Genomic DNA, 24,977 nt, shown 5'->3' with positions numbered 1-24,977 from the left:
GCTCACGCTGCCACCGCCTGGTCGTCGGCAGCAGCGGAGGCCGCGACCGCGCCGGGCTGGACGACGACACCGTGCGCCGGACGCCGGGTCTCGACGACGGGCTCGGGCTGCAGCGTCCGGGCCTGCTGCCCGTCGCCACCGACCTGGTCGGCGTGCCGGGTGAGCCAGCCCTGCTTGTTCATCGTGACGAACGAGTACACCTTGATCGGCAGGGCGACCGCGATCACCACGAGGGCGAGCAGCGGCAGCACGAACAGGTCCAGCGGGTGCCGCTTGAGGTTCGAGACGCCGCGGACCGCGCGACCGAAGAGCAGCCAACCGAGGGTGAAGAGCACGCCGACCGTGCTGAGCTCCAGGCGGCTGAAGAGCAGGTACCACATCGTGATGCCCATGGTGACCGGGGTCAGGATGATCTGCAGGACGGTGATCTTGGTCACGAACGGCACCCGCCACACCCACCCCTTCGCGATCGCCGTCAGGTACGTGCGGTACGAGTTGCGGCTCCAGCGGATGCGCTGCTTGAAGAACGCCTTGCCGCTCGCGGGGAACATCGACAGCGCCTTCGCGGACGACTGGTGCACGGTCTTGTAGCCGGACGCGATGACGAGCCACGTCAGGCGACCGTCGTCACCCGCGATGCACCGGCGGCCGAGGAAGAACTCGTTCTCGAGGTTGTCGAGCACCGGCAGGACGGCGGAGCGGCGGTACGCGGCGGTGCGCCCGGAGAGGATCGGCACGGCGCCGGCGGCACCCATCGCAGGGACGTAGTTGAAGTACCGCAGGTTGACCAGCCAGTCCGCGATGATGCGCCAGATGCTGGAGTTCCGCTGGTACACGTTCTGCTGCGTGCCGACGCCGCCGACGCGCTCGTCGACGAATGGCATCTGCACCGCCTCGAGGAGACCGGGCTCCCACGAGGTGTCCGAGTCGACGAGGACCAGGACGTCGTACTTCGCGCGACGGATGCCCTCGCCGAGCGCGCTGCGCTTGCCGACGTGGTGGAAGAGCACCGGCTTGACGGTGGGGTCGCCCACCGCCACGATCCGGCGGTACGCCTCGGTGTCCGCGACGTCGAGCACGATGATGATCTCGTCCGGGTGCTGCTCCCGCCAGGAGTCCAGGCAGCGGAGCAGGATGTCGGGGTCCTCGTGGAACGACGGCACGACCACCGAGGTCGTCGTGCGGAAGCCGTTCTCGACCGGACGGGCGCGGGCCGAGAGCACGACCCGGTAGAGCCAGAGCGCCCAGACGATGATGCCGGCGATGCCGATCGGGAAGTACTTGAGCGCTTCGTGGCCGAAGGCGGCGAGGTTGTCGAGCACGACCTGGGTCGAGGTCTGCGACGCGAAGAGGACGAGCGGGTGCATGAGGTCGGGTCCTTCGTGCGGTGTTCGGTTTCGGGTACGGAACACGACACTCGGCAGCACCGCACGACGACGCACCGCGCAGGGTGACGCGGAGAGAGGCCTGGGTCAGCGGTGCAGAGAGGGTCGGGACAGCGCCGGATCCCCCCGTCGCTGCGAACCGCCAGGCCGGTCCGGGGATCGTCGTCCCGCTTCCGACGCTGAGCGTTGGCCTGAACGTACTCTCGGGTGTGTCGCACCACAAGCTCAGGAGACCGCATTGCGGGTTTGCGCGAATCCGTAGCACGGTCTTCCGCCACACTGGTGCGGTGACGACGCATCGTCTCCACGGTGCTGCAGCCGCTCGCCGGGCGGCTCCGCGACCAGGGTCGCCCCGACACCCGAGCCGGGTGCACGGGCGGGCTGCTGCTCACCGCCGCCGGGCTCGGCGTCCTCGCGGCCCTGCCCGGCCCGGTCACGCTGTTCGTCGCGGCCGCTGCGGTCGGCGGCATCCTCGGCACGGTCACGCCGCTCGCCATCGCGCACCTGGCAGCGTGCACCCCCGACGACCGCACGGGCCGGACGATGGGCAACGCGGAGCTCGGGCGCGAGGTCGGTGACGCCGGCGGACCGCTGCTCGTCGGCGCGGTCGCGATCACGTGGAGCCTGCCCGCAGCGATAGCCGTCGCGGCGGTCGCGACCGCCGCGGTGGGTGCGACGGGGTGGCGGGGTGGCGGGCGCTGCGCCCGGTCGCCGCCGATGCGTCGGTCGCAACGGGGACCGACGCCGACGTGGCGGGGCCGCCGACCGGCTCCTGACGCGACACGGGAACGGCCGGGAGGCTCGCTGCGGGCCCGCCACGCGCCTCCCGTCCGTCTCGGTCGGACCGGGTGACCGTCGGGGTCAGGACGCGACGGGACCGAACCAGAGCAGGAGCGGGGCCAGGACGAGCAGGACCGCGCAGAGGGCGGGGACCGCGGAGCGGCGGCCGTCCGCGCGTGCCCTCCGCGCGCGGTCGGCGAGCACCAGGGCGACCCAGGTGGCCGCGTACGGTGCGACGGCCAGCAGCAGGACGACCGGGTACAGGAACAGGCTGCCCTGCGAGCCGGTCAGCAGCACCGGGAGCCAGAGCACGGCCCAGAGGACGGCGAAGCTCAGGGCGGACCCCACGAGGAGGGCTCGCGCGACGCCGAGGCGGGTGTCCGTGGAGGGCGAGGGGCCGGCGAGCGGGTGCACGTCCCGAGGCTACTGCCGATGCGGCGGTCGCTACCGTCGGCCCCTCACTTGATGCCGGTGGACGCGATGCCCTGCACGAACTGCCGCTGGAACGCCAGGAACACGACGAGCAGCGGCAGCACCGTCACGGTCGCGATCGCCATCACCGCGCCCCAGGGCGAACTGAACGCCGGGTTGTTCGTCAGCGTGGACAGCGCCACCGGCACGGTCAGGTTCTCGTTCCCCTGCAGCACGACGAGCGGCCAGAGGAAGTCGTTCCAGCGGGTCATGAACCCCAGGATCACGAGGACGCCGACGAGGGGTCCGCACGACGGCAGCACGACCCGGAAGAACGTCTGGAACTCCCCCGCCCCGTCGAGCCGGGCGGCCTCCATCAGCGCATCGGGGACGCCGAGCATGAACTGCCGGGCGATGAAGATCCCGACCACGTCGAACACCGTCGGCAGGATCACCGCCCACGGGGAGTCGACCAGCCCCATCTTCGCGACGACGAGGAAGCTCGGCACGATGGTCACCTGGATCGGGATCATGATCGTGACGAGGAACGCGGCGTAGAGCAGTCCGCGCCCGCGGAACCGGAACTTCGCGAGCGCGTACCCGGCCATCAGCGACACGACGACGCTCAGCGCGGTGCCGAGGCTGGTGATGAGCGCCGAGTTGCCGAGCCACCGCCACACCGGCTGGGTGCTGAACACCTGGGCGTAGTTGTCGAACGACGGGTCCGCGGGGAAGAGGGAGAACGACCCGCTCTGCGACTGGCCGCCGGGCGCGAGCGCCGACACGATCATCCAGTAGAGCGGGAACACCATCATGATCGCCAGGGCGGTCAGGACGGCGACGAGCAGCCAACGGCGCGGACGGTGCCGGGCGCGAGTGCGTGTCGGTGCAGCGTGGGGAACGGTACGACCACGGGTCTCGAGGACGGCCATCAGAGCATCTCCTCCGCCTTGCGGTTGGCTCGCTGCCGGAGCAGCGTGAACACGAGCAGGATCGCGACGAGCACCAGTCCGAGGGCCGCCGCGTAGCCCATCCGGGCGTCGATGAACGCGGAGCGGAACACGTACTGGATGAGCACGGTGGTGGAGAAGCCGGGGCCGCCGCCGGTCATCACGTAGATGACGTCGAAGGCCTGCAGCGAGAACACGACGTTGAGGATGAGCAGGATCGACGTCGTCGGTCGGAGGAGCGGCCAGGTGATCGTCCGGAACCGCGCCCAGCGGGACGCCCCGTCGATCGCCGCCGCCTCCTTGAGCTCCGTGGGGACGGACTGCAGTGCTCCGAGGTAGATCACCATGCAGAACCCGATCCGGGTCCACACCACGACGATCACCAACGTCGCCATGGCCCAGCCGGGAGCCGTCAGCCAGGGCAGCCGTCCGAGCCCGAGGGCCTCGAGCAGGTTGTTCACCACGCCGTAGTCACCGTTGAAGATCCACGACATGACCACGCCGACGACCACACCCGCGGCGACCATCGGGACGAAGAACAGCGCTCGGAAGAGCCCGCGGCCGGGCAGCGGACGGTTGAGCGCCACGGCGAGCGCCAGGCCGATCGCCATGGACGTCGGGACGGTACCGACCGTGAAGACGAGGGTGTTCCCGAGCGCGGTGGCGATCAGCGGGTCGGAGCCCATCGTCGCGAAGTTGCCGGCGCCGATCCAGTCGCCGTCGCCGATGGACGTGCTGCTGTCCCGCAGGCTCAACAGGATCGCGATGACGATCGGCACGAGCGAGAACGCCAGGAAGAGCAGTCCGGCCGGCCCGACGAAGACGTACGGGACGAAGCGGCCCCGTCGCGTGCCGGTGGCGCGGCCAGCGGGCAGGCCGCCGGCCGGCGGAGTGGTCGCCGGCGTTCGCACCGGCGCGGTCTCAGTTCGCAGTGACACTGCGCATCGCCCCCATCATCTGGTTCGCTGCGTCCTTCGGGCTGAGCTGCCCGAGGAGACACAGGTCGAGGTAGTCGGCGAAGACCGCGTTCAGCGACGCGAAGTACTGGCCGCTCTCGGCCTTCACCATCGACAGCGGGATCGTCGACCCCTGGTCGATGAACTGCTGCATGGTGTCGGAGTGGGTCGCGTAGCCGATGTCGGCGGCGTCGAGGGACTTCCGTGCCGGGAGCCAGTTGCCGTCGTGGCAGAACCGTTCGACGTTCGCCCGGCTCGTGATCATGACGACGAGCTCGGCGGCGAGTTCGGGGTACCTGCTCGACTTGGTGACCGCCAGGGCGTTCCCGCCCAGGTCGCTCGCCTCGCCGGTGTTGCGGACCATCGGCGCGGTCCCCCACTCGTCCGGCATCTCCTGGTCCAGCTGCGCCATCGGCTCCGGGTTGTTGAGCATCATGCCGATCTGGCCGGTCGTGAACAGGTTCCGTGCGACGTCGCCGCCGCCGGTCTTGCTGAGGTTGCCCGTCGTGGCGAGCCCCTCGGCGTACCACTTCCGCCCGAACTCCAGGGCTCCGATCGCCTCGGGAGTGTCCATGGACGGGGTCGCCCCGTCCTCTCCCAGGAAGGCGCCGCCGTTCTGGTACACGAAGGGCAGCCACCGGTAGGCGGTCTCCGGCCCGCTCCACCCGTAGCCGAAGGCGTACTTGCCGGTGACCTTCCTGACCTCGCGGGCGACGTCGAGGAACTCGTCCCAGGTCCAGGCGTCCGCGAGCGCGGTCGGTGGGGTGACGCCGATCCGCTCCATCACGCGGCGGTCGTAGTAGGTGATGAAGTTGTCGGTGTGCTGGAACACCCCGTACACCCCGTCGTTCCGGGCACCGATCGCCCAGAACGGGTCGGTGTAGTCGGTGCGGTAGTCGGCGGGGATCTGCCCGCTGATGTCGACGAGGCTGCCGTTCGCGGCGTACCGACCGATCTGCTGCGGGGTGATCCGGATGATGTCGGGGGCGAGGTCGGCCGCCAGGCGGGTGATGAACCACTGGTGGAACTGTCCGGTCGTGACCTCGACGGCGACGCTCGTGCCGGGGTGCGTCGCGACGAACTCGTCGGCGATCGCCTGGTAGCTGGTGATGTCGGTCGGGATGTTCCAGGTCGACAGGCGGATGTGCTTCGTACCGCCGTGGGCGGCGGTGCCCTGTTCCGCGCAGGCGGCGAGGGCGCCGGCCATGGAGATGCCGGCGAGTGCGAGGAACCCCCGTCTGGCCAGCTGTGGGGATGGTCGGGTCGGCATGGTCCTCTCCTTCGAGGTCGTGGTGCCGGGTGCGTTCGGACGGGAGGCACGGCCCGCGCGGGCGCGTCGTCGCGCCCCGCGTGTCCGGGTCGCGACCGGTGCGGTGGTCGCGACCCGACGGGTGGCCGCGCCGACGCGGGGACGGTGGCCCCGCGTCGGACGTACGGGATCAGACGAGGGCGGGACGGGCCTCCCGGTCGGCCACCGCCGTCGCGCCGGCGGCGACCGCGTCAGCCGGGCGCAGGGACTCGGGGAGGAGCGCCGCGTGGGCGTGCAGGAGCTCCTCGGTCATCTCGGCGATCCGGTCGAGGGTCAGGTGGGCGGCGGTCAGCGGGTCGAGCGCGACGGCGTGGTGCACGTGCGCGACGTCGCCGGTCAGCGCCGCGCGGACGGCGAGCGTCTGCACGTTGGTGTTCGTGCGGTTCAGCGCGGCGAGCTGGGGCGGGAGCTCGCCGAAGGACGTCGGCTGCACGCCCTTGCCGTCCACCAGGCACGCGACCTCGACGCATGCGTCGGACGGCAGGTTCTGGATGACGCCCGTGCTGTTCGGGACGTTGCCGTACACGACGGCCGGGACGCCGGTGACGATCGCGTTCACGATGCTCGCGCCGTACTCGACGCTCGGCGACAGGTCGGCCTTGAGTCTCTCGAGCTGGGCGTCGACGTCGCCCTGTTCGTCGTGCGCGAGGCAGATCTCGTAGTAGTCCCAGCGCTCCGGGATGTACTCGAGCACCGTCTCGGGGTCCTTCCGGAAGTACGGCACGTACTCGCTCGCGTGGTGGCTCGACTCGGTCTCGAAGTACCCGAACGACCGCATCAGCTCGGTGCGGACCTGCTCGTTGCCGCCCTCGTAGTTGCTCGCGGCGACGGCTGCCTCGCTGTGGTCGCCGTCGTCGTCGTGCAGGTCGGATGCCGCGACACCGCGGCGGTGCTTCGCGGCCATGACGGCGCGGAGGCGCGGGTACAGGTCCTCACCACCCCGGCGCTTGAACTCGAGGATCCAGGCCTGGTGGTTGATGCCGGCGCTGACGAACTCGACCTCGTCGTAGGGCACGCCGAGCGTCCGGGCGAGCATCCGCGTCGTCCCCTGCACGCTGTGGCAGAGGCCGACGGTCCGGAGCCCCTTCGCGTTGAGGAACGCCGTCGCCATCGCCATCGGGTTCGCGTAGTTGATGAACTGGGCGTCCGGGCAGAGCTCGAGGGCGTCGCGGGCGATGTCCTCGTAGGCGCGGACGGAGCGCAGGAACCGGAAGACGCCGCCGGGGCCGACCGTGTCGCCGACGGCCTGGTCGATGCCGTACTTGCGCGGGATCTCGACGTCCCAGCGGTACGACTCCACGCCGCCGACCTGGAACGTGATGATGACGACATCGGCGCCGTCGAGCGCTTCGCGGCGGTCGGTGGTCTCGAGCACCTCGACACCGAGGCCGTGGTGGGCGACGAGTTCGCGTGCGGCCGTCGCGGTGCGGGCGACCCTGCCCGCGTCGAGGTCCATGAGGTGCAGCGTCGCGTCCTGCAGCGCGGGGAAGCTGACGAGGTCGCCGATGAGCCGGAAGGGGAAGACGAAGCCGCCGGCGCCGATGATGGTGATCTTGGTCATGTCGCCACGCTAGGAAGCGGCGCTCCCCCGGGTCCTCCGGTTCCGGACGCCAGGGTTCCAGGATCCTCGGACCGGACCGGACCGGACCGGATCGGACCGGACCGGGCTGGACCGGACCGGACCGGACCGGACCGGGCTGGACCGGACCGGGCTGGACCGGACCGGACCGGGCCGCCGTCGGCCGGGCCGACTGTGCGGGTCCGACGACCGCGCGGCGTGCTGTCGTAGGCTCGTGGTGTGCTCGACGTGGAGACGGTGGAAGCGGCGTACTGGAGCCACCGCGGCCCGGCGCCGCTCATGGCGTCGTCGCACCGGCACGACGACCTCGAGATCAACCTGGTGCTCGACGGGCGGCTCGACTACCGGTTCGGCGGCGCGCCGGTCAGCGTCCACGCGGGTGAGATCGCGCTGTTCTGGGGGTGGACCCCGCACCAGCTCGTCGGGGACGGCACCGGGACCGGCCAGTTCCGCTGGGTCCACATCCCCCTCGGCGAGGTGCTGGCGTGGGGGCTGCCCGACCACGACCTCGGCGCGATGCTCCTCAACCGGCCCGTGGTGGTCCCCACGGCCGCCGCCGGACGGGACGTCGAGTCGATGCTGTCGTCGTGGCAGCGGGACTTCGCGGACGACGGCGCTGAGGTCATCGCCAACCTCGAGGCCCAGGCGCTCGTCCGACGGCTGCTGCGCCACCACCGCGACGCTCTGGCCACGCGTGCCGACGACGCCCACGGGACCGCCGACGGGATGCACCGGGTGATCGACATGGTGCGCTTCGTGGTCGACCGGTTCCGCGAGCCGATCGAGGTCGCCGACGTCGCGGCCGCGGCCCACCTGCACCCGCACTACGCGATGACGGTGTTCCGGCAGGACGTCGGTGCAACCATCGTGGAGTACCTGACCCGGTGCCGGGTCGCCGAGTCGCAGCGGCTGCTCGCGACGACGTCCCTGACGATCGGGGAGATCGCACACGCGGCGGGGTTCGGTTCGCAGTCGAGCTTCTACGCCCACTTCACCCGCGCGTGCGGGACGGCCCCGGGCACCTACCGGGCGCAGCTCCGCGAGGGTCGGACGAAGTAGGTCCTCGTGGCATCGTCAGGAGGGTTCCGTTGCGCGCGGTGACGGCGTCCCTGCCCGTGCTCGGCCTCGTGCTCGTGCTCTGTGGAGCGGTCGTCGTCGGCCGGAGCAGCGGACAGGGAGGAGACCGGCGGCCACCCGTCGCGACGCTCGTCAGCCTGGCGGTCGTCGCTGTGCCCACCGTCCTGCAACTGCTCGTGCTGCCGACGCTGCTGGCCGCCTGGGAACGCGACTGGCCGCGGATGCTCGACGGACAGTGGTGGCGCCTCGTCACCTCGTTGACCGTGCAGGACGACGGCTGGCCGGGCGCGGTGCTCAACCTTCTGAGCCTCGCGGTGGTCGGGTTCCTCGCGGAACGGACGTGGGGTCGACGCTCCTTCGTCGTCATCGCGCTCGTCTCCGGCGTCGGGGCGCAGTTCTGGGGAGCCGTGGTCCAACCGGTGGGCGCCGGGAACTCCGTCGTCGTGGTGGGCTTGGCTGCGTCGCTCGCCGTCGCGCGCGTGCGGACGCGGTCCACCGCTGTGCGCGCCGTGGCGATCGGCACGTTGGTCGTCGGTGCGGCGTTGTTCGTCACGGGCGATCTGCACGGCGGCGCATTCGTCCTCGGCGCCGTCTGCGCGCTCGTCATCACGATCCGTCGACGTGCGACGGGGCACGCCGCGCCTGCTGGCGGTACCGAGGCTTCGTCATCTAGCGTGCAGGGATGACTCCAGACGTGTGGATCGCCATCGGGGGCACGGCGCTGTTCGTCGTCTCCTGGATCGGGCAGTACTTCGGGTGGTTCTCGAGCAAGCACGGCCGAGGGGTCACCGACGGGTCGGCACCGACGATCCAGGGCAGCCAGACGGCTCCGCCGGACCTCGGCGGTCACGGCGGGGGCCACGCGGGCTGAGGGTGCCGCCCGACCCGATTCTCTCCCGTGGGATGCTCTGGTCGTGCGCTACCGGCTGATGAACGAGTACGGCGTGGGCTGGCCCCTGTGGGACGACGACGGGCCGTGTCCCGAGGGGACCCCGACGCTCTCGCCCGGGGTCACGGCGGAGGTCCGTGCCTGGACTCGCGACTTCGACGAGCACTTCGACGTGGAGTCAGGTTGGCCGACAGAGTCGGCCGCCCGGTCCCACGAACGTCGAGGTCGGCTGCTGTTGGAGCTCGTCGCGCGCGAACTCGAGCCGGCAGACGACGTCGTCCTCGAGTACTGGGAGACGAACCGCCGCCGGGGCCTGTAGCGACGGCCTGACCGTGCAACGGGCGCTGACGGACGTACGCTCAGTGCGTGGAGGAGACCAGCGCGGACCGGTGGTACGGCGTCCGGTGCGTGTTCCGCCACGGAGCGGGTACCTACGAAGAGCGGATCGTCATGATCCTCGCGCCGAGCGCCGAAGCGGCCATCGAGAAGGCCGAGGAGGACGCTGCCGAGTACGGGGAGACCCTGGGTGCGCCGTACCTCGGTCTCGCGCAGTCCTACGAGATCGCCGACGATCCGCGAGACGGCGCCGAGGTGTTCTCGCTGATGCGTGACTCGGAGCTCGGTGACGAGGAGTACCTCGACAGGTTCTTCGACACCGGTGGCGAGCGACAGCAGGACGTGGAGTCGCCCACAGGACGATCGGATCGACCCGACGCGCCACTGGCCGACGAGACGGTTCCCGGCGCGCCGGGCGCCGGGTCGGTGGGTGCAGCGGCGATCACGACCTGGACGATCAACCACTTCTCGCAGAGCAATCCCGCGGGCACGGGGCAGGGCGACGTCGCGGCGCTGTTGCGTCGCGTGGCGCAGACGATCGACGACCTCGGCGACGTGTCCATCGAGGACCTGACCTTCGCGAGCAGCGTCACCGCCGGCGAGGACGACCTCACCGTGACCGTCCACTACCATCCCGAACCACGACGGCGCTGACCGGGACCGTCCTCGATGACCCGGCGAGGACGACGCGCGCTGGTGCTCCCAGAGGGACGGGATCGGGTGCGTGTCGTAGGCGACGCGTGTCGCACTCATCCAGTCGGCGGACTCGGGGGCGTCACGACGACCCTCGCCACGCCGTCGGCAGAACGCGATCCCGGCTCGACCGGGTCGTCTCTGGTACCGCCGCAGGGTGACGGGCCGGTCGTCGCGACGGATGCCACGGGCGAGCGTGTCAGCGCTCGATGCTGGTGTCATGGCATCACCGCTCGTCCTCGACGTCGATCACGCCGGCCTCACCGTGGCCGATCTCGACGATGCGTTGGTGCTGTGGTGCTCCGGTCTCGGGTTCACGCTCGATCGCACCTTCACACTCGACGTGGAGGTCACAGCGGCGACCACCGGTGTCCGTGGGGCGGTGATCCGCGCAGCGACGGTGACGCTCGGCCCCCACAGGGTGGAGCTGCTGCAGTACGACCCGCCCCGACCACCGGCACCGGCACCGGCACCGGCACCGGAAGGCTCCCCCGCACAGGTCGGCACGGTCCACGTCGCGCTCACGGTCTCCGACCTGGACCGAGTGCTCGAGCTCTGCGCTCGGCACGGCTGGAGACCGGTCGGGACCCCGCACCTGATGACCGGCGGCGCGCGAGCGGGGACACGCATCATCTACCTCGAAGGTGCCCTCGGTGGGTTCCTCGAACTGATCGCGCCGCCGGGACTCCCGTAGCCCGCGTCGGCCGTCGGATCCGCACGGACCCCCACGTGCAGCGTGGGACGCGGCGTCGTTCCTGCACCGCCGCGTCCCACGACCGCTCCCCTACCGCTTCAGGTTCGTCAGCTCCTGCAGCACCTCGTCCGACGTCGTGATGATGCGGGCGTTCGCCTGGAACCCACGCTGCGCCACGATCAGGTTCGTGAACTCCTGCGACAGGTCCACGTTCGACATCTCGAGCGTGCCGGACGCGAGCGAGCCGACACCTGCGGACCCGGGGACGCCGACGTTCGCGGTACCGGAGTTCGCGGTGGCGCGGTAGCCCGACGCCCCGGTCTTCTCGAGGCCCGCCGGGTTCGCGAAGGTCGCCAGTGCTATGCGACCGATCGCCAGCGAGGACCCGTTCGAGAACGACCCGACGACGGTGCCGTCCTTCGAGATCGAGTACCCCTGCAGGGAGCCCGCCTCGTGGCCGTTCTGCGACGAGATCGACGCCGTGTTGAGCGACGCGAAGCCGGACAGCTGCGTCATGTCGACCGCGATGCCGCCGACCTGCAGCGTCTGACCGCTGGTGATCTTGCCGTCGGCGCCGAAGGTGATCGTGCCGGTGGCCGAGGTCCCCTGACCGTTCGAGGCGGCGACCGACCAGCCGCCGGCGGTGCGCGTGTACCCGAGGGACAGGGTGTGCTTGGTGCCGTACTGGTCGTAGACGGTGGCGTCGCGGTTGAGCGTCTCGCCGACCGGGGTGTCGGACGGCAGGTTGCCGGAGACGGTGGCCGAGCTGGTCGCCGTGGCCGGGGCGGCCGCGTCGATCGGCAGCGTGATGTCGCTGAGGCCCCCGCCGTCGTTCACGACGCCGTTGGTCGCCGAGTAGCCCTGCACGATCTTGCCGTCCGCGGTGACGAGGCGCCCGTTCGCATCGAAGTCGAAGGCGCCGGCTCGCGAGTAGACGGTGTCGTTGCCGAGCCGGGTCACGAAGAACCCGTCGCCGGAGATCATCAGGTCGGTGGCCTTGCCGGTGGCCTGTGCGGAGCCCTGGGCGAAGTTGGTGGAGACGCCGGCGACCTGCACGCCGAGGCCGATCTGCGCGGGGTTCGTCCCGCCGATGCCGGTCTGCGGTCCCCCGGCGCCCTGGGTCATCTGCGACAGGGTGTCCTGGAAGACGGTGGTCGACGACTTGAAGCCGACGGTGTTGACGTTGGCGATGTTGTTGCCGGTGACGTCGAGCATCTGCTGGTGCGAACGGAGACCGGAGATGCCGGAGTAGAGCGAGCGGAGCATGGTGCGACCTTTCGGTGGAGGAGGTCAGGAAGAGGGAGGGAGGAGTGGAGCGGCTCAGGCGGCCTTGATACCGGAGATCACGTCGAGGTCGACCTCCTTCCCGTTCACGGTCACGGTCGGCACGCTGTTCGCGTACGACACGGCGGTGGCGGTGCCCGAGACCGCGGTCCCGGTGCTCGCGTCGGTGTAGCTGACCTGCTTGCCGACGAGGTTCGCGGCGGCGATGCGCATCTGCAGCGAGAAGTTCTCGTTCGCCGTCGTGGTCTGGTTGGTGATCTGCTCCATCGTCGCGAGCTGCGTCTGCTGGCTGATCATCTGGTTGGTGTCCATTGGCGAGGACGGGTCCTGGTTCCGGAGCTGCGTGACGAGCAGCTTCATGAACACCTCGGAGTCCATCGTCTGGGACTTCTTCGCGCTAGCGGTCTGCGCGAGCGCGGCGGCCTGCGTCGCTGCGTCCACCGAGCCGGTGATGCCGTCGAGGGGCATGGTGTGGTCTCCTTCGTGTCCGCGTCAGGCGAGGACGTCGAGTCCGACGGATCGGACGGTGGTGGGTCGGGCCGTGAGCGGCGCGGTCGGGGTGGAGCGGGCCTCCAGGTCGGATCCCGGTCGCAGCGCCGTCGGAGCCGGCCGGTCGTCGCGACCGGGCTGCGCGCCCGGGTGGTTCTGGGACGACAGGTCGAGGGTCGTCGTGACCCCGCTGCCGGCCGCGTCACGACGGAGGTCCGGCAGGACCTGCCGCACGGCGTCGCGCCCGGCGTCCGAGGCGGCGAACAGCTCGACGTGCATCCCCTGGGCGGTGACGTGCGCGCGGACCGTGACGGGCCCGAGCGCGTCGGGCGTGACCTGGACGGTGACGACGTGGTCGCCGGGGCCGGCCTGGGCGAGCGTGACGAGCGGGCGGGCGAGCTGCTGCGCGAGGGGCGCGGGAGCGTTCGCCGTCGCCGTGCCGGAGGGAGTGGCGGTGGCGGTGGCGGTGGCGGTGGCAGACGCTGTCGTCGGCAGGGTGAACGCCGTCTCGCCACCACGCACGGTGGACCCGGCCTGGAGGCTCGCAGCACCCTGGTCGCCCGGCCGTCGGTCCGACTCGTGGCCGGTCCGGGGAACCGTGGCCGGGCCGTTCTGCACGACGGGTGCGCCGACGGCGGGCACGACCGCCGCGGGGTCGGACGACCGACCTGCGGTCGGGCCGGCCGCGGTCGTCCCAGCGACGGCCGTGGCGCTGGCGGTCGTGCTCGCAGCTGCGGCGGTGGCGCTCGTCGGGTCCGCTCGATCGGTCCCGGCCGTCGCGGGCACCGCCGGTCGTCCCGGCGCCGCCGGTGCCGGGACGACCGGCGTCCCGCCCGCGGGCGTGCCCGGGGTCGTGACCTCGATCGCCGCTCGCGCGGTGCCGGCGGTGGCGCCGGCACCGCCGGTGACCGAGGCGTCGGTCGTGGCCACCAGGGCGCCCGCGGTCGTGCTGGTGCGCACGTCGGCCTCCGTCGGTGTCGGGGTGCCCGTCGGCGTCGTGGTGCTCAGCGCCGTCGTGGTGCTCAGCGGTGTCGTGGTGCTCGTCGGTGTCGTGGCGGCCGTCGGTGTCGTCGGAGCACCTGTGGACGCGGACACGGTCACGGGTGCTGTGGCGGCGGTGCTCGGGCTGACGACGACCGCGAGCGCGACCTGCTCGGCTGCGGTCGGGGCACCGCCGGGCACAGCCGCGGCGGGCACGACCGCGGCGGACGCGGCGAGTGCGCCGAGGAGCGCCGGGTCGACCACGGCCGGTGGGGCGCCGGTGTCTGAGGCGCCGTCCGAGGAGCTGTCGGCCGCGCCGGGTGCCGTCGGACGTGCCGCCGTCGTGCGCCCCGTCGCGCCTCCGGGGGCTCCGCCGGACCCGGGGGCTCCGCCGGCTCCGGTGTGCGCACCGGTACCGGGGGCAGCCGTGCTCCCGGCAGCGGCGAGGGCGGCGCCGAAGGGCAGCGCGGACGACGATGCAGGCGCGGCCCCTCCGCCGGTCGTGCCGGATGCCGTCCCCGTGGTCGTCGGAGCAGCGGGTGCCAGGGTCACGGGACTCATGCCGCACTCCCCCGCATCGCGGACAGGAGCGCCGCCGTCTGCAGGTCGGTGACCGACTGCGCAGCACCCGCCGCCGGGAGGGACCGGGTCGCCGCCGGTGCCGCAGCCTCGCTCGGCACGATGCGGCGGATCGTCGCGATGTCCGAGTCCTTGTACCAGTTGTCCACGATCCGGACGTCCTTGCCGGGTCGCGGTGCGTGCAGCACCTTGCCGTCGCCGACGTAGATCACGATGTGCTGCTCACCCTTGGGGACGATGAGGTCGCCCGGCTTCGCGTCCTTGAGCGACCCGACGGGCACCCCCATGTCCGCCTGGTCGGGCACGACGCGCGGCATGGTCACGCCGAGGTCCTTGAACACCGTCTGCACGAGCCCGGAGCAGTCCATGCCGGACCGGGTCGTCCCGCCGAAGACGTAGGGCACGCCGAGGTACTTCTTCGCGTCCTCGACGACGTCGGACCCGGTGGCGCCGCTGCCGGTCGCCAGGGTCCCGCGGCCGGCGTCGACGGACGTCGCCGGGGTGCGCGTCGCCGCGTCGGTCGCGGCCGTACCCGTCGCGGTACCGGTCGTCGCGGCGCCGGTCGCGGTGCCGGTCGCGGTCGCGAGGGCGTCGGCGAACGCGCCGCTCGTGGCCTCGCCGGACGATCCGGTCGCGGCCGCGGTCGTGGTACCACCGCGGAGGGCGTCGATCTGGGTGCGGATCTCGGCGATCCGGGAGAGCACGGCGTCCACACTCATCGGGCACCACCTTCCGTGCGGCGTCGTGCCGCGATCTCGTCGAGGGCATCCTGCTCGGCGCGCAGGTCCGCGGCGGCCTGCTCGCGGTCGTGGTGGCCCTCGAGCTTCTCGAGACCGAGGGCGGCGCGGCGCGCAGCGGAGTACGCGGCCTGCGCACCGTCGGCCTCGGCGCGACGGGTGCGTGCGACGGCGTCGAGCTCCTCGAGCATGCCGCGCGTCGATGCCCGCGCGGCGGCCAGGGCGCTCAGCGTCGCGGCGTCGGTGACCGGCTGCGTCTCCTCGCGGTCCGCCAGGTTCCGCCGAGCGGCGATGCGCGCATCGGCGGCGTCGCGGAGCCGGTCGTTCGCGGCGGCCAGGGCGGCGGCAGCACGGTCCTGCTCGGCGTGTCGCAGCCGCAGCAGTCCGGCGAGGGGGAAGCGTCTGGCCATCAGGCGGACACCCCCAGACGCGCGACGAGGGCGTCGAGGGCGCGCCAGGACGTCCCGGCGTCGGCGCGCTCGTCCATGCCCTGGCGGAGGAACGCGTCGATCGCGTCCTGGTGGGTGACCGCGGCGTCGACGAGCGGGTTCGTGCCCGGCTGGTAGGCGCCGACGTCGAGCAGGTCCTGCGCGTTCCGGCGCGCCGCCATGACCTTCCGGAGCGCTGTCGCTGCGGCACGCTGCCACGGCTCGGTGACCTTCGACGCCACGCGGGACACCGACCCGAGCGCGTCGACGGACGGGAAGTGCCCGGTCACGGCGAGCTTCCGGTCGAGCACGACGTGCCCGTCGAGGATGCTCCGCGCACTGTCCGCGATCGGCTCGTTGTGGTCGTCGCCGTCGACGAGCACGGTGTACAGCCCCGTGATGCTGCCGACCCGGTCGGTCCCGGCGCGCTCGAGCAGCCCGGCGAGCACCGAGAACGTCGACGGCGGGTAGCCCCGGGTCGCGGGCGGTTCGCCCACGGACAGGCCGATCTCGCGCTGCGCCATCGCGACGCGGGTGAGCGAGTCCATCATGAGCACGACGTCCTGCCCGGCGTCGCGGAACGACTCGGCGATGCGGGTGGCGACGAACGCCGCACGCAGGCGCATCAGGGCTGGTTCGTCGGACGTCGAGACGACGACGATCGAGCGGGCGAGGCCCTCGGGGCCGAGGTCGTCCTCCAGGAACTCCCGGACCTCGCGGCCGCGCTCCCCCACCAGCGCGATGACGTTCACCGCGGCGTCGCTGCCGCGCGCGATCATCGACAGCAGCGAGGACTTCCCCACGCCGGAGCCCGCGAACAGGCCCATGCGCTGCCCGCGGCCCACCGTCGTCAGCGTGTCGAGCACGCGCACGCCGAGCTGCATCGGCGCGTCGATGCGGGTGCGGGCCATGGCGTTCGGCGTCGCGTGGTCGATCGGCACCCAGCCGTCGGTCTCGAGCGGACCCCGTCCGTCGATCGGCCGACCGAGCCCGTCGAGCACGCGCCCGAACAGCCCGGCGCCGGTCGGCACGAGCACGGGTCGACCGGTCGGCCGCACCGGTGTGCCGGCGGTCACGGCGACAAGGCGCCCGAGCGGCATGCAGCGCACACCGGTGGCGTCGGTGGCGACGACCTCGACGGGGGTCTGCGGACCGCCCTCGGTGCCGACGGTGAGCACGTCCCCGATGCGCGCGTCGACCCCGGCGACGGTCAGGCCGAGGCCCACCGCGCTCGTGACGACCCCGACGCGCTGCGGTGCGGCGAGGGCGATCGCCTCGTCGAGGCCGCGGGGACGGAGGAGCGTCGCGGTCACCGGGACACCTCCTGCGGAGCGGTCGACCGGCTGAGCGCGTCCCGGCCGAGCGCCGTCCGCGCGCGGTCGAGTGCGGTACCGAGGCGCGCGTCGAGCAGCCCGTCGGGCAGGTCGACGACGACGTCGCCGTCGTGCAGCGTCGGGTCGGCGACGACGGGGACGGCGAGCGCGAGGTCGGCGACGCGGGCCGCGTCGGCGGGGCTGAGCCGGACGGTCACCGGGACCGTGGCGTCGAGCGAGGCGAGCGCCCGCCGGACGGTGGCCTCCGCGCCGGGGGTGTGGTGGGCCTCCAGGCCGTCGCCGGTCGCGTCGTCCTGGCGACCCGAACGGATCACGTGCCCCACGACGGCCTCGGCCAGGTCGAGGGCGGCGTCGACCAGGGACTCCTCGGCGTCACGCAGGACCGGGGCGACCTGGGAGAGCATCGCGGACGTGGCGGCGTCGAGGACCTGGACGCGGCGGACCGTCTCGGCGCGCAACGCGGCGAGACGCACCTCGTGCTCGGCCTCGAGCCGGGCGTGCAGCGCGGCGGTCTCGGCCTGCGCGGCGCGGAGGCCCGCGGCGTACCCGGCGGCGTGCCCGCGCACGTCGGCGGCCGCCGCGCGGTCGCGGGTGGTCGCGCTCCCGAGCACCGGGAACGCGACGCGCTGGACGGTGGTGTCAGTCAACGAGCTCGTCCTCCTCGGCGCGGTGGACGGTGATGGTGCCCTCGGCCTCGAGCTCGCGCACCGAGCGGACCACCTCGGCCCGTGCCTCCTCGACCTGCGAGACGCGGACCGGACCCATCGCCTGCAGCTCGTCGTCCAGCAGCTGGCGGTTGCGTTCGGAGACGTTCGCGCGGATGGTCTCGACGACCGGGGCCGGCGCGCCCTTCATGGCGGTCGCGAGGAGCTTCGAGTCGATGCCGCGCAGGACCTGCTGGATGTCGCGGGACTCGAGCTTGACGATGTCCTCGAAGGTGAGCATGCGCGAGCGGATGTCCTCGGCGAGCTCCGGGTCGCGCGCCTCGAGCCCGTCGAGCACGGCCTTCTCGGTGGCGACGTCCGAGCGGTTGATGATCTCGACCAGGGGCGCGATGCCCCCGACGACCTCGACGCTCTCGCGCGGGGACACCACGGCACCGGCGCGCTGGCGGAGGACCCCGGCGACGATCCCGACGGCCTCCGGGGTCGCGGTGCCCATGGTGGCGAACGCCTGGGCGACGTCGGTGCGGACGCGGTCGTCGACGCCCGCGAGCACCGCGCTCGCCTGCCCGGCGTTCAGGTGCGCGAGCACGAGCGCGATGGTCTGCGGCAGCTCGCCCTCGAGCAGGCTGACGACCTGTCCGGGCTCGGCGTCGTCGAGGAACTCGAAGGACTGCCCGGCGAGGTTCGACGCCAGGCGGTCCATCACACCCGCCGCACGCTCGGAGCCGAACGACGCCTCGAGGAGCCCCAGTGCGGCGTCCTTGCCGCCGCGCTTCTGCACGCGCCCGCGCTGGGTGATGCGGTGGAACTCGCTCATCGTGCGGTCCACGACGCTGTCGTCGACGCGGCGCATCCGCACGATCTCGGCGCTGATCTCCTCGGCCTCGAGCTCGGTGAACTGCTTCATCACCTCGGCGGCGCGCTCGGTCTCCATCTGCATGAGGATGAGCGCGACCTTCTGCGCGCCGGTCAGGGTGCGCTCGGCGGCGCCACCGCCGGCGGGGACCGGGACGAGGGCGCTCACACCGGCGTCCGGTCGTCGAGGAGTCCGCGGAGCAGGTCGGCGGTGCGCTTCGGGTCACGCTCGGCGAGTGCCGAGATCTCCTGGCGGCGCCGCTCGGCGCTGATCTCGTCCGTCGTCAGCACCTCGGTCGGGGCGTCGTCGTGCGGCAGGGTCGGCAGCGCGACGGTCTCCGGCTCGGCGGCCGGGATCGCCAGGTCGTCCGTGCCGAGCGGCAGCTCGAACGTCTCGCCGGCGAAGACGTCGAGCTCGCCGACGTCGACGGCCTCGCGGGACTGGCGGCGCGCACGGCGGGCGAGGACGATCGCGAGCACGATCGCCGCGGCGAGGACCGCGACGACGATGCCTGCGGTGCGGATGGCCGACCACATGGCCTGCTGCTGCTCGGCCTGCTGCTGTTCCTCGAGGGCCTTCGCGGCGTCCTTCGCGGCGGAGTCGTCGAAGTCCATCATCGCGACCCGGACCTGGTCACCGCGGGTGTTGTCGGCACCGGCGGCGGCGGACACCAGGTCGTTGATGCTCTGCAGGTTGGCGTTCTGCACCGAGTCCGCGCGGGAGTTCAGGGCGACCGAGATCGTCTGCCGCTGGACGCCGCCGGCGGGGATCTGCGTCGTCTCGGTGGTCTTGTCGACGGCGTTGTTCTTCGTCGCCGACTCGTTCTTGTAGCCCCCGTCGCCGGAAGCCGTGCCGTTCGCGGTCGTGCCGCCGGCCGTGCCGTTCGGGACCGCGATGTTGTCCGGGCCGAGCACGCCGGTCGCACCGGCACCCGCGCCCGAACCGGAGCCGTACTCCTCGGTGGAGCTCGACTCGTTCAGGGCGACCGGACCGCTCGTCGGCTGCGCGAAGCTCTCGGACGTCCGGGTGCCGGACTCCTGGTTCATCGTCGCCGAGACGACGACGCTGGCGTTGCCCGGGCCGAGCGTCGTGTCGAGCAGGTCCTGGATCTTCTTCTGCGTGGTCGCGTCGTAGTCGGCCGCCTGGTCCGCGCCGCTACCGGTCGCGCCCGTCCCGACCGCGGACAGCGTCTGGCCCTTCTGGTCGACGACGGAGACGTCGGTCGGCTGCATGCCCTCGACCGCGGCGCTCGTCAGGTGCACGATCGACTGCACCTGGTCGGTGGTGAGCTGCGCGCCGTTCTCGGTCGCGACGAACACCGACGCCGTCGGGTCCTTCTCCTCGGAGACGAACACGGTCTTCTCCGGGATGGCGAGCTGCACGGTGGCGGCCTTCACGCCGTCCATCGACGAGATCGTCTTCGCGAGCTCGCCCTCGATCGCACGCTTGTAGGTGACGTCCTGCTGGAACTCGGAGCTCGTCACGCCCATCTTGTCGAGCAGCGAGTAGCCGCCCTCGTTCGACGCGGGCAGGTTGTTCGACGCCGCCTTGAGCCGCTCCGAGTACACCTTGTCCTGCGGCACGAGGATCGTCGCCCCGCCGTCGGTCAGCTGGTACGGCACCCCGTCAGTCGTCAGCTGGTCGGTGATGGAGCTCGCGTCCGCCGCCGCGAGCCCGGTGAAGAGCGGCGCGTAGGACGCCTTGCCGAGCCAGCTCGCGAGCGCGATGCCACCGAGCACGAGCGCGGCGACACCGATCAGCGCGATGGTGCGCTGTGCGGCCGAGAAGCCCTTCACGTAGGCGACGATGCGCCCCCACGTGTTCTGCACCGCGGCGGGCATCAGGCCTGCATCCGCATGATCTCGTTGAACGCGTCGACGCCCTTGTTGCGGACGGCGGCGACGAGCTCGAGGGTGACCTGGGCGCGGGTGGACGCGATGGTGGCGTCGTGGATGTCGTCGAGGTTGCCCGTGACGGCCTTGAGTGCCAGGGTCTTCGACGTGCTCTGCAGCTGCTGCAGTCCGTCGACCGCGTTGCCGAGGCTCGCCGCGAAGCCGTCACCGCCGGTCGCCTGCACCGCGCCGGCGCCGGCCGCACCGCCGAGCGCGCCGGCACCGGTCGCGGCATCCGTGGCTCCGGCGAACGCGCGGGTCATGGCGTTGGTGGTCACACCGTTCAGGGCGTCGATGGGCATCAGTTCTTCCCGATCTGCAGTGCCGCCTCGTAGGCGGTCTTGGCACGGTCGACCACGGCGGCGTTCGCCTGGTAGCCGCGCTGGGCCATGATGAGGTCCGCCATCTGCGTCCCGAGGTCGATGTCCGGCATGCGGACGTAGCCTTCGGCATTCGCGAGCGGGTTGTCCGGGTCGTAGGTCACCCGGCCGGCGGCGCTGCCGAACGCCGCACCCCTGACGTAGGCGCCGGACGTGCCCGCACCCTCCTGCACCTCGACGTAGCGGGCCTGGAAGGCGGAGTCGTCCATCGACCGCACCGTGTTGACGTTCGCGATGTTGTCGGAGATCGCGTCGAGCCACTTCCGGTGCACGGTCATGCCGGTGCTCGCGATGCCGATCGCGTCGAAGGTCGTCACGAGTTCGTCCGCATCGCCGCGCGGAGGGCCGTCGCCTCGCCGCCGACCGCCTGGGTGGCGAACTGGTAGCGCAGGACCGTGTCGATGTTCGACAGGGTCTCCTGGTCGAGGTTGACGTTGTTGCCGTTCTCGTTCGTCGGCTCGAGGCTGCGCGCGGTGGTCGCGGTCGCGTGCCCGTCACCGTGCACGATCGACTGCGCGAGGGCGTCCTCGAAGCGCACCTTCTCGGCGTGGTAGTTCGGCGTGTTGATGTTCGCGATGTTGTTCGCGATGGTGCGCTGCCGCAGCGACAGCCCGTCGAGCGCGCTCTGCAGCGCGACGCTCGTCACGGAATCGAACACGGGTGGCCCGTCCCCTCGGTGTGCGACGTCGTGCGACGTCGCCGATTGGCGGTGGCCGATCCGTGGCCGAACGAGTGAGCGATCCGTGCTCGCGGGGCGCTGTCGGCGGGGGCGGGCGGGGCGTTAGGGCTCGCCCCGAACGGGGGGGGGGCGGCGGGGGCTCGGTGCGCGGCGTGCGCGTGGGGTCTCCGACATCACACCCGTCGATCGACCGGTGCGATGTCGATGCGTGCACGTGCATCAGATGCGGCCGCATGGTGCGACGAAGCGCGCGTCGATCCACGAGCGATGTCGCGAAGGGTGCTCAGGCGGATGCGTCGAGGTACACCGAGCCGCGCGGCTCGTCCGTCGCGGCGACCTGGCGGAGCGCACCGAGGTGCTCCAGGGTCTGCCGCCGCTCCGTCTCGAGCTCCGCGAGCCGGTCGCGCTGCGCGGCCAACAGCCGGGAGGCGCGACCCACCAGTGCGCGCGGCACCGGCCCGAGCGTGGTCGGCTCGGTCCACGCGGTGGCGTCCGGCACCTCGGCTGCGGTCTGCGAGGTGGCGGGCACGGTGGCGTCCGCCGCGGACGCCGCGGTCGTCGTCAGCTCGCGTTCGAGGGCGTCGAGCAGCGCCGCCCACTCGCGGCGGCCGACATCGACGGCGACGTCGTCGGTAGCGATCTCACCCGCATCAGGCGACACCGAGTGCTCCCCCGCTGCCGACCTGCGGCGCCTGCGTCGTCGCGAGCGCTGCGGCCGCCTCGTGCCACGACTGCCGCAGGGGTTCGAGGATCCGGATGCAGTCGCGCGTTGCCTGCACGTCGCGGTGCACGTTCGCCGTGATCAGGGACGTGGACGCGTAGTTGTAGATCGCGAGGAGCCCCTCGCCGCCGTCCCACACGTCGATGCGCAGTGTCGACGACAACTCGCCGACGATCGCCTGGGCGTGCAGGAGCTGCTCGCGCGCGGCCTCCCAGTCGGACGTCGTCTGCGCGGCCTCGGCGCGGTGCAGGTCGAGGAGCAGCCGGTCGTAGAGCATCGTGACGAGCTGCGCGGGCGTCGCCGACAGCACGGCCTCGTTCGTGTACTGCGCGCGGCGCTGGTCGGTCACCGTGCGCGGCTGTGCGGCCTGCCGGAAGGCAGCCGACTGCAGGTCGAAGGCGTTCATGGTCGTTCCCGTCACTTCGACGTCGACGCCAGCTGGCTCGAGAGCCACGCCGACTGGGACTGGAGCTTGCTGAGGCTGGTCTCGAGGGCGGAGTACTGCGCCTGCAGCGTTGCCCGGCGAGCGGTGAGGCGGTCCGACCAGTTGTCGATCTGCGTCGAGAGGTCCTTCGCGACCGACTGCTGCCCGGTGATCGAGGTCGTGATCGATCCCGTGTACTTGTCCGACGCGGCCGTCGCCGCGGCGCCGACGTTCGTCGCGACCCCGGAGAGGATCGCCTGCGTGCCCTGCGGGTCGTCCGCCAGCGCCTTCTGGAAGGCGTCGGCATCGAAGCTGAAGGTGCCGTCCTTCTGGATGACGATGCCGATCGACGACGGCGACTTCCCGTTCACCGGCGTCGACATCGTCGTCGTGAGTCGCTGCACCGCGTCGCGGGTCGTGCCGTCCCCCGTCAGGACCCCGGCCTTCGTCGACGTCGTCCCGGTGGTCGGGCTCGTGGTGCTCGTCACCGCGGTGTTCGTGGCGTAGTACGAGGTGACGGCGTTGAGCGCGTCGACGAGCCCGGACGCGACGGCCTGCGCCTTCGTGGTGTCCTGCGCCACCGTGACCGTCACGGGGTCGGTGGTGGTCTGCGTGACCGTGACGTCGAGTCCCGGCAGCAGGTCGTCGAACGTGTTCGTCGCGCTCGTGACGGTCTGCGCGGCGGCGGTCCCCGCCCACAGCGTGACGCTGGCGTCCCTGCCCTGCGTGACGATCGCGGCACCGGGCTGCGTGAAGACGCTGGTCGCCGTCCCCGCCGTCACGTCGTCCGAGGTCCCGCGGTAGAGCGAGAACGACGCCGCTGCGCCGGTCTTCGTCGCGCTGAGCTGCAGGCGGTAGAGCTTCGTGCCGTCCGTGTCGGTGCCGGCGGCGACCTTCGTGGCGGTCACACCGGCACCGGCCTTGTTGATGGCGGTGACCGCGTCGTCGAGTGACCCCGAGGTCGGTGTGACGGTGGTCTTCTTCCCGTCGGCCCCGACGAGCGTCAGCGGCTCGGCTGCCGACGCCCAGGTCGACATCGCGGCGGTGACCCCGACGTGCGCGGCCGCGGTCGATCCGACCTGGAAGCTGACCGAGCCGGCGGAGGCGGTGGCGTCGGTTGCGACCGTGACACCGGTGGACGAACTCGTGGCGCCGTACACGTCGAGCGAGGTGGCCTTGGCGGCGTCGCCGGCCTTCGTCGCAAGGGTCTGCACCAGCGAGTTGATCGTCTGCAGCGACGACACGAAGGAGTTCGTGTCGGTGAGCTTGTTCTTGAGCAGGGTCTGCGGGACCTGCTCGATGGTCATCAGCGAGTTGATCAGGTCCGAGGTCTTGAGACCGCTGACCAGACCGTCGATCGCGAGACTGTTGCCCGAGACGGACGACGTCGACATCGCGGGGCTCCCTGTCGTCGGGGGTGGTCGTGGGTGTGGTGACGCCGCCGCCCGGAGGACTAGAACTCCTCCGGACGACGGCGTCGGTGGTGCTAGCGGAGGAGCGAGAGCACACCCTGGGTGCTCTGGTTCGCCTGCGCGAGCATCGAGGTGCCGGCCTGGCTCAGGATGTTGTCGCGGGTGTACTTGACCATCTCCTGCGCCATGTCGACGTCGGTGATGCGCGAACCAGCGGCGGTCAGGTTCTCCTTGGCCACGTTCGTCACGTTGATGGCGTGGTCGAAGCGGTTCTGGACCGCACCGATGTTCGAACGAGCGGCGGAGACGTTCTTGATCTCGGCGTCGATCGCCGTGATCGCGGACTGCGCGCCGGCGTTGGTCGTGAAGTCGAGCTTCGCGGCCGTGCCGTCGGCGGCGGCGTCCACCGTGAGGTTCGACGCGATCTTGCTGACGTTCGCGCCGCTGAGGTCGACGACGATCTTGCTGGAGTCGTCACCGTTGGCGCCGACCTGGAAGGTCAGCTTGCCGACAGCGGTCGCGGCGCCGGCCGTGGACGTCGCAGCCTTGCCGTCGAGCAGCTTGATGCCGTTGAAGTTGGTCGAGTCCGCGATGCGGCCGAGCTCCTGCTGGAGCTGCCCGACCTCGGTCTTGATCGCTTCACGCGACGTCTCGTTGTTCGAGTCGTTGCCCGCCTGCACGGCGAGGTCGCGCATGCGCTGGAGGATTGAGTGGGTCTCGGTGAGGCCACCTTCAGCGGTCTGCACGACGGAGATGCCGTCCTGCGCGTTGCGGGCGGCGACCGTGAGGCCACCGACCTGCGACTTGAGTCCCTCGGAGATCGTCAGGCCCGAAGCGTCGTCGGCGGCGCGGTTGATGCGGAGACCCGTCGAGAGCTTCTCGAGGGACTTCGACAGGTCGTTCTGCGTCGCGTTGAGGTTCCGGTACGTGTTGAGTGCCGAGAGGTTGGTGTTGATGGACATACCCATGGTGGTTTCCTCCGTGAATCCTTGGGTGGTGGTGCCTGCCCGTCCATGGGCTGACATCCGTGACTCTCGGCAGGTGCGCCGAGGTCGTT

Annotated in this window: 29 protein-coding genes; 7 read left to right on the top strand and 22 right to left on the bottom strand. The window is 71.7% G+C overall.

Annotated features, from left to right (window positions below; translation table 11 throughout):
- Nucleotides 1–2: 2 nt before the first annotated feature.
- Nucleotides 3–1,367 (bottom strand): glycosyltransferase, encoded by a 1,365-nt coding sequence (locus C1N91_RS07440; RefSeq protein WP_137767216.1) that lies wholly within the window; start codon nt 1,365–1,367, stop codon nt 3–5.
- 327 nt (nt 1,368–1,694) lie between these two features.
- Between C1N91_RS07440 and C1N91_RS07435 the strand changes: the two genes are divergently transcribed.
- Entirely contained in the window at nt 1,695–2,237 is a 543-nt protein-coding gene (locus tag C1N91_RS07435) for an MFS transporter (protein ID WP_254678386.1), read from the top strand.
- Nucleotides 2,238–2,246: 9 nt separating this feature from the next.
- Here the strand turns inward: C1N91_RS07435 and C1N91_RS07430 are convergent, their stop codons facing one another.
- From C1N91_RS07430 to melA, 5 genes are all read right to left on the bottom strand, one after another.
- Complete coding sequence (locus C1N91_RS07430; RefSeq protein ID WP_137767214.1) at nt 2,247–2,579, bottom strand: hypothetical protein; 333 nt, start codon at nt 2,577–2,579, stop codon at nt 2,247–2,249.
- A gap of 44 nt (nt 2,580–2,623) precedes the next feature.
- A complete protein-coding gene (locus tag C1N91_RS07425; protein ID WP_254678385.1) occupies nt 2,624–3,508 on the bottom strand; it encodes a carbohydrate ABC transporter permease in 885 nt (294 codons plus the stop codon).
- Complete coding sequence (locus C1N91_RS07420) at nt 3,508–4,437, bottom strand: carbohydrate ABC transporter permease (RefSeq protein WP_254678384.1); 930 nt, start codon at nt 4,435–4,437, stop codon at nt 3,508–3,510. Before C1N91_RS07420 ends, C1N91_RS07425 begins: the two co-directional genes overlap by 1 nt.
- Nucleotides 4,438–4,447: 10 nt before the next feature.
- Nucleotides 4,448–5,752 (bottom strand): ABC transporter substrate-binding protein, encoded by a 1,305-nt coding sequence (locus C1N91_RS07415; protein ID WP_254678383.1) that lies wholly within the window; start codon nt 5,750–5,752, stop codon nt 4,448–4,450.
- Between the two features lie 169 nt (nt 5,753–5,921).
- Nucleotides 5,922–7,352, bottom strand: a complete 1,431-nt coding sequence (melA, locus tag C1N91_RS07410; protein ID WP_137767212.1) for an alpha-galactosidase — start codon at nt 7,350–7,352, stop codon at nt 5,922–5,924.
- 237 nt (nt 7,353–7,589) lie between these two features.
- On the opposite strand from melA, the gene C1N91_RS07405 reads away from it, so the two are divergent.
- The 6 genes from C1N91_RS07405 (at nt 7,590) to C1N91_RS07375 (ending at nt 11,059) form a co-directional block, all read left to right on the top strand.
- Nucleotides 7,590–8,429 carry a helix-turn-helix domain-containing protein gene (locus tag C1N91_RS07405; protein ID WP_137767211.1) on the top strand — a complete coding sequence of 280 codons (840 nt, stop codon included), beginning with the start codon at nt 7,590–7,592 and terminating at the stop codon, nt 8,427–8,429.
- 38 nt (nt 8,430–8,467) lie between these two features.
- Nucleotides 8,468–9,133: a rhomboid family intramembrane serine protease gene (locus C1N91_RS07400; RefSeq protein ID WP_254678409.1), complete on the top strand. Its 666-nt coding sequence runs from the start codon at nt 8,468–8,470 to the stop codon at nt 9,131–9,133.
- The gene (locus tag C1N91_RS07395) at nt 9,130–9,318 is read left to right on the top strand and encodes a hypothetical protein (protein WP_137767209.1); all 189 of its coding nucleotides are present in this window, start codon (nt 9,130–9,132) and stop codon (nt 9,316–9,318) included. Before C1N91_RS07400 ends, C1N91_RS07395 begins: the two co-directional genes overlap by 4 nt.
- 43 nt (nt 9,319–9,361) lie before the next feature.
- Complete coding sequence (locus tag C1N91_RS07390; RefSeq protein WP_137767208.1) at nt 9,362–9,655, top strand: hypothetical protein; 294 nt, start codon at nt 9,362–9,364, stop codon at nt 9,653–9,655.
- Between the two features lie 47 nt (nt 9,656–9,702).
- Nucleotides 9,703–10,326 (top strand): hypothetical protein, encoded by a 624-nt coding sequence (locus C1N91_RS16855; RefSeq protein ID WP_217496467.1) that lies wholly within the window; start codon nt 9,703–9,705, stop codon nt 10,324–10,326.
- Between the two features lie 259 nt (nt 10,327–10,585).
- Nucleotides 10,586–11,059, top strand: coding sequence for a VOC family protein (locus tag C1N91_RS07375; RefSeq protein WP_175415954.1), 474 nt, complete (start codon nt 10,586–10,588; stop codon nt 11,057–11,059).
- Between the two features lie 90 nt (nt 11,060–11,149).
- Here the strand turns inward: C1N91_RS07375 and C1N91_RS07370 are convergent, their stop codons facing one another.
- The 16 genes from C1N91_RS07370 to C1N91_RS07295 all read right to left on the bottom strand — a co-directional run bounded on the left by C1N91_RS07370 (nt 11,150) and on the right by C1N91_RS07295 (nt 24,888).
- On the bottom strand, nt 11,150–12,325 hold the full coding sequence (locus C1N91_RS07370; RefSeq protein ID WP_137767206.1) for a flagellar hook protein FlgE: 1,176 nt from the start codon (nt 12,323–12,325) through the stop codon (nt 11,150–11,152).
- 54 nt (nt 12,326–12,379) lie between these two features.
- Complete coding sequence (locus tag C1N91_RS07365; protein ID WP_058729550.1) at nt 12,380–12,811, bottom strand: flagellar hook assembly protein FlgD; 432 nt, start codon at nt 12,809–12,811, stop codon at nt 12,380–12,382.
- Nucleotides 12,812–12,835: 24 nt separating this feature from the next.
- Entirely contained in the window at nt 12,836–14,374 is a 1,539-nt protein-coding gene (locus C1N91_RS07360) for a flagellar hook-length control protein FliK (RefSeq protein WP_137767205.1), read from the bottom strand.
- Entirely contained in the window at nt 14,371–15,111 is a 741-nt protein-coding gene (locus C1N91_RS07355) for a C40 family peptidase (RefSeq protein ID WP_137767204.1), read from the bottom strand. Before C1N91_RS07355 ends, C1N91_RS07360 begins: the two co-directional genes overlap by 4 nt.
- The gene (locus tag C1N91_RS07350) at nt 15,108–15,539 is read right to left on the bottom strand and encodes a flagellar export protein FliJ (protein WP_137767203.1); all 432 of its coding nucleotides are present in this window, start codon (nt 15,537–15,539) and stop codon (nt 15,108–15,110) included. The genes C1N91_RS07355 and C1N91_RS07350 overlap by 4 nt, the downstream gene beginning before the upstream one ends.
- Nucleotides 15,539–16,870, bottom strand: a complete 1,332-nt coding sequence (locus tag C1N91_RS07345; RefSeq protein WP_137767202.1) for a FliI/YscN family ATPase — start codon at nt 16,868–16,870, stop codon at nt 15,539–15,541. The genes C1N91_RS07350 and C1N91_RS07345 overlap by 1 nt, the downstream gene beginning before the upstream one ends.
- On the bottom strand, nt 16,867–17,538 hold the full coding sequence (locus C1N91_RS07340) for a FliH/SctL family protein (RefSeq protein ID WP_137767201.1): 672 nt from the start codon (nt 17,536–17,538) through the stop codon (nt 16,867–16,869). The genes C1N91_RS07345 and C1N91_RS07340 overlap by 4 nt, the downstream gene beginning before the upstream one ends.
- A complete protein-coding gene (gene fliG / locus C1N91_RS07335; RefSeq protein WP_137767200.1) occupies nt 17,531–18,580 on the bottom strand; it encodes a flagellar motor switch protein FliG in 1,050 nt (349 codons plus the stop codon). Before fliG ends, C1N91_RS07340 begins: the two co-directional genes overlap by 8 nt.
- Nucleotides 18,577–20,253 (bottom strand): flagellar basal-body MS-ring/collar protein FliF, encoded by a 1,677-nt coding sequence (gene fliF, locus C1N91_RS07330; RefSeq protein WP_137767199.1) that lies wholly within the window; start codon nt 20,251–20,253, stop codon nt 18,577–18,579. The genes fliG and fliF overlap by 4 nt, the downstream gene beginning before the upstream one ends.
- Nucleotides 20,253–20,606 carry a flagellar hook-basal body complex protein FliE gene (gene fliE, locus C1N91_RS07325; RefSeq protein ID WP_175415953.1) on the bottom strand — a complete coding sequence of 118 codons (354 nt, stop codon included), beginning with the start codon at nt 20,604–20,606 and terminating at the stop codon, nt 20,253–20,255. Before fliE ends, fliF begins: the two co-directional genes overlap by 1 nt.
- Nucleotides 20,606–21,001 carry a flagellar basal body rod protein FlgC gene (locus tag C1N91_RS07320; RefSeq protein WP_254678382.1) on the bottom strand — a complete coding sequence of 132 codons (396 nt, stop codon included), beginning with the start codon at nt 20,999–21,001 and terminating at the stop codon, nt 20,606–20,608. The genes fliE and C1N91_RS07320 overlap by 1 nt, the downstream gene beginning before the upstream one ends.
- The gene (locus C1N91_RS07315; protein ID WP_058728372.1) at nt 20,998–21,342 is read right to left on the bottom strand and encodes a flagellar basal body rod protein FlgB; all 345 of its coding nucleotides are present in this window, start codon (nt 21,340–21,342) and stop codon (nt 20,998–21,000) included. The genes C1N91_RS07320 and C1N91_RS07315 overlap by 4 nt, the downstream gene beginning before the upstream one ends.
- A 304-nt stretch (nt 21,343–21,646) precedes the next feature.
- Complete coding sequence (locus C1N91_RS07310; protein ID WP_137767198.1) at nt 21,647–22,024, bottom strand: hypothetical protein; 378 nt, start codon at nt 22,022–22,024, stop codon at nt 21,647–21,649.
- Nucleotides 22,014–22,490: a flagellar export chaperone FliS gene (fliS, locus tag C1N91_RS07305; RefSeq protein ID WP_224442987.1), complete on the bottom strand. Its 477-nt coding sequence runs from the start codon at nt 22,488–22,490 to the stop codon at nt 22,014–22,016. The genes C1N91_RS07310 and fliS overlap by 11 nt, the downstream gene beginning before the upstream one ends.
- Before the next feature lie 11 nt (nt 22,491–22,501).
- The gene (gene fliD / locus C1N91_RS07300) at nt 22,502–23,902 is read right to left on the bottom strand and encodes a flagellar filament capping protein FliD (RefSeq protein ID WP_137767197.1); all 1,401 of its coding nucleotides are present in this window, start codon (nt 23,900–23,902) and stop codon (nt 22,502–22,504) included.
- Nucleotides 23,903–23,994: 92 nt separating this feature from the next.
- Nucleotides 23,995–24,888, bottom strand: coding sequence for a flagellin N-terminal helical domain-containing protein (locus C1N91_RS07295; RefSeq protein ID WP_175415952.1), 894 nt, complete (start codon nt 24,886–24,888; stop codon nt 23,995–23,997).
- Nucleotides 24,889–24,977: the final 89 nt, after the last annotated feature.

Origin of the sequence: Curtobacterium sp. SGAir0471 (assembly GCF_005490985.1) — a bacterium.
Taxonomy (GTDB): Bacteria; Actinomycetota; Actinomycetes; order Actinomycetales; family Microbacteriaceae; genus Curtobacterium.
The sequence above is the reverse complement of the archived record's forward strand: the minus strand, read 5'-3'. Positions and strand labels throughout refer to the sequence as shown.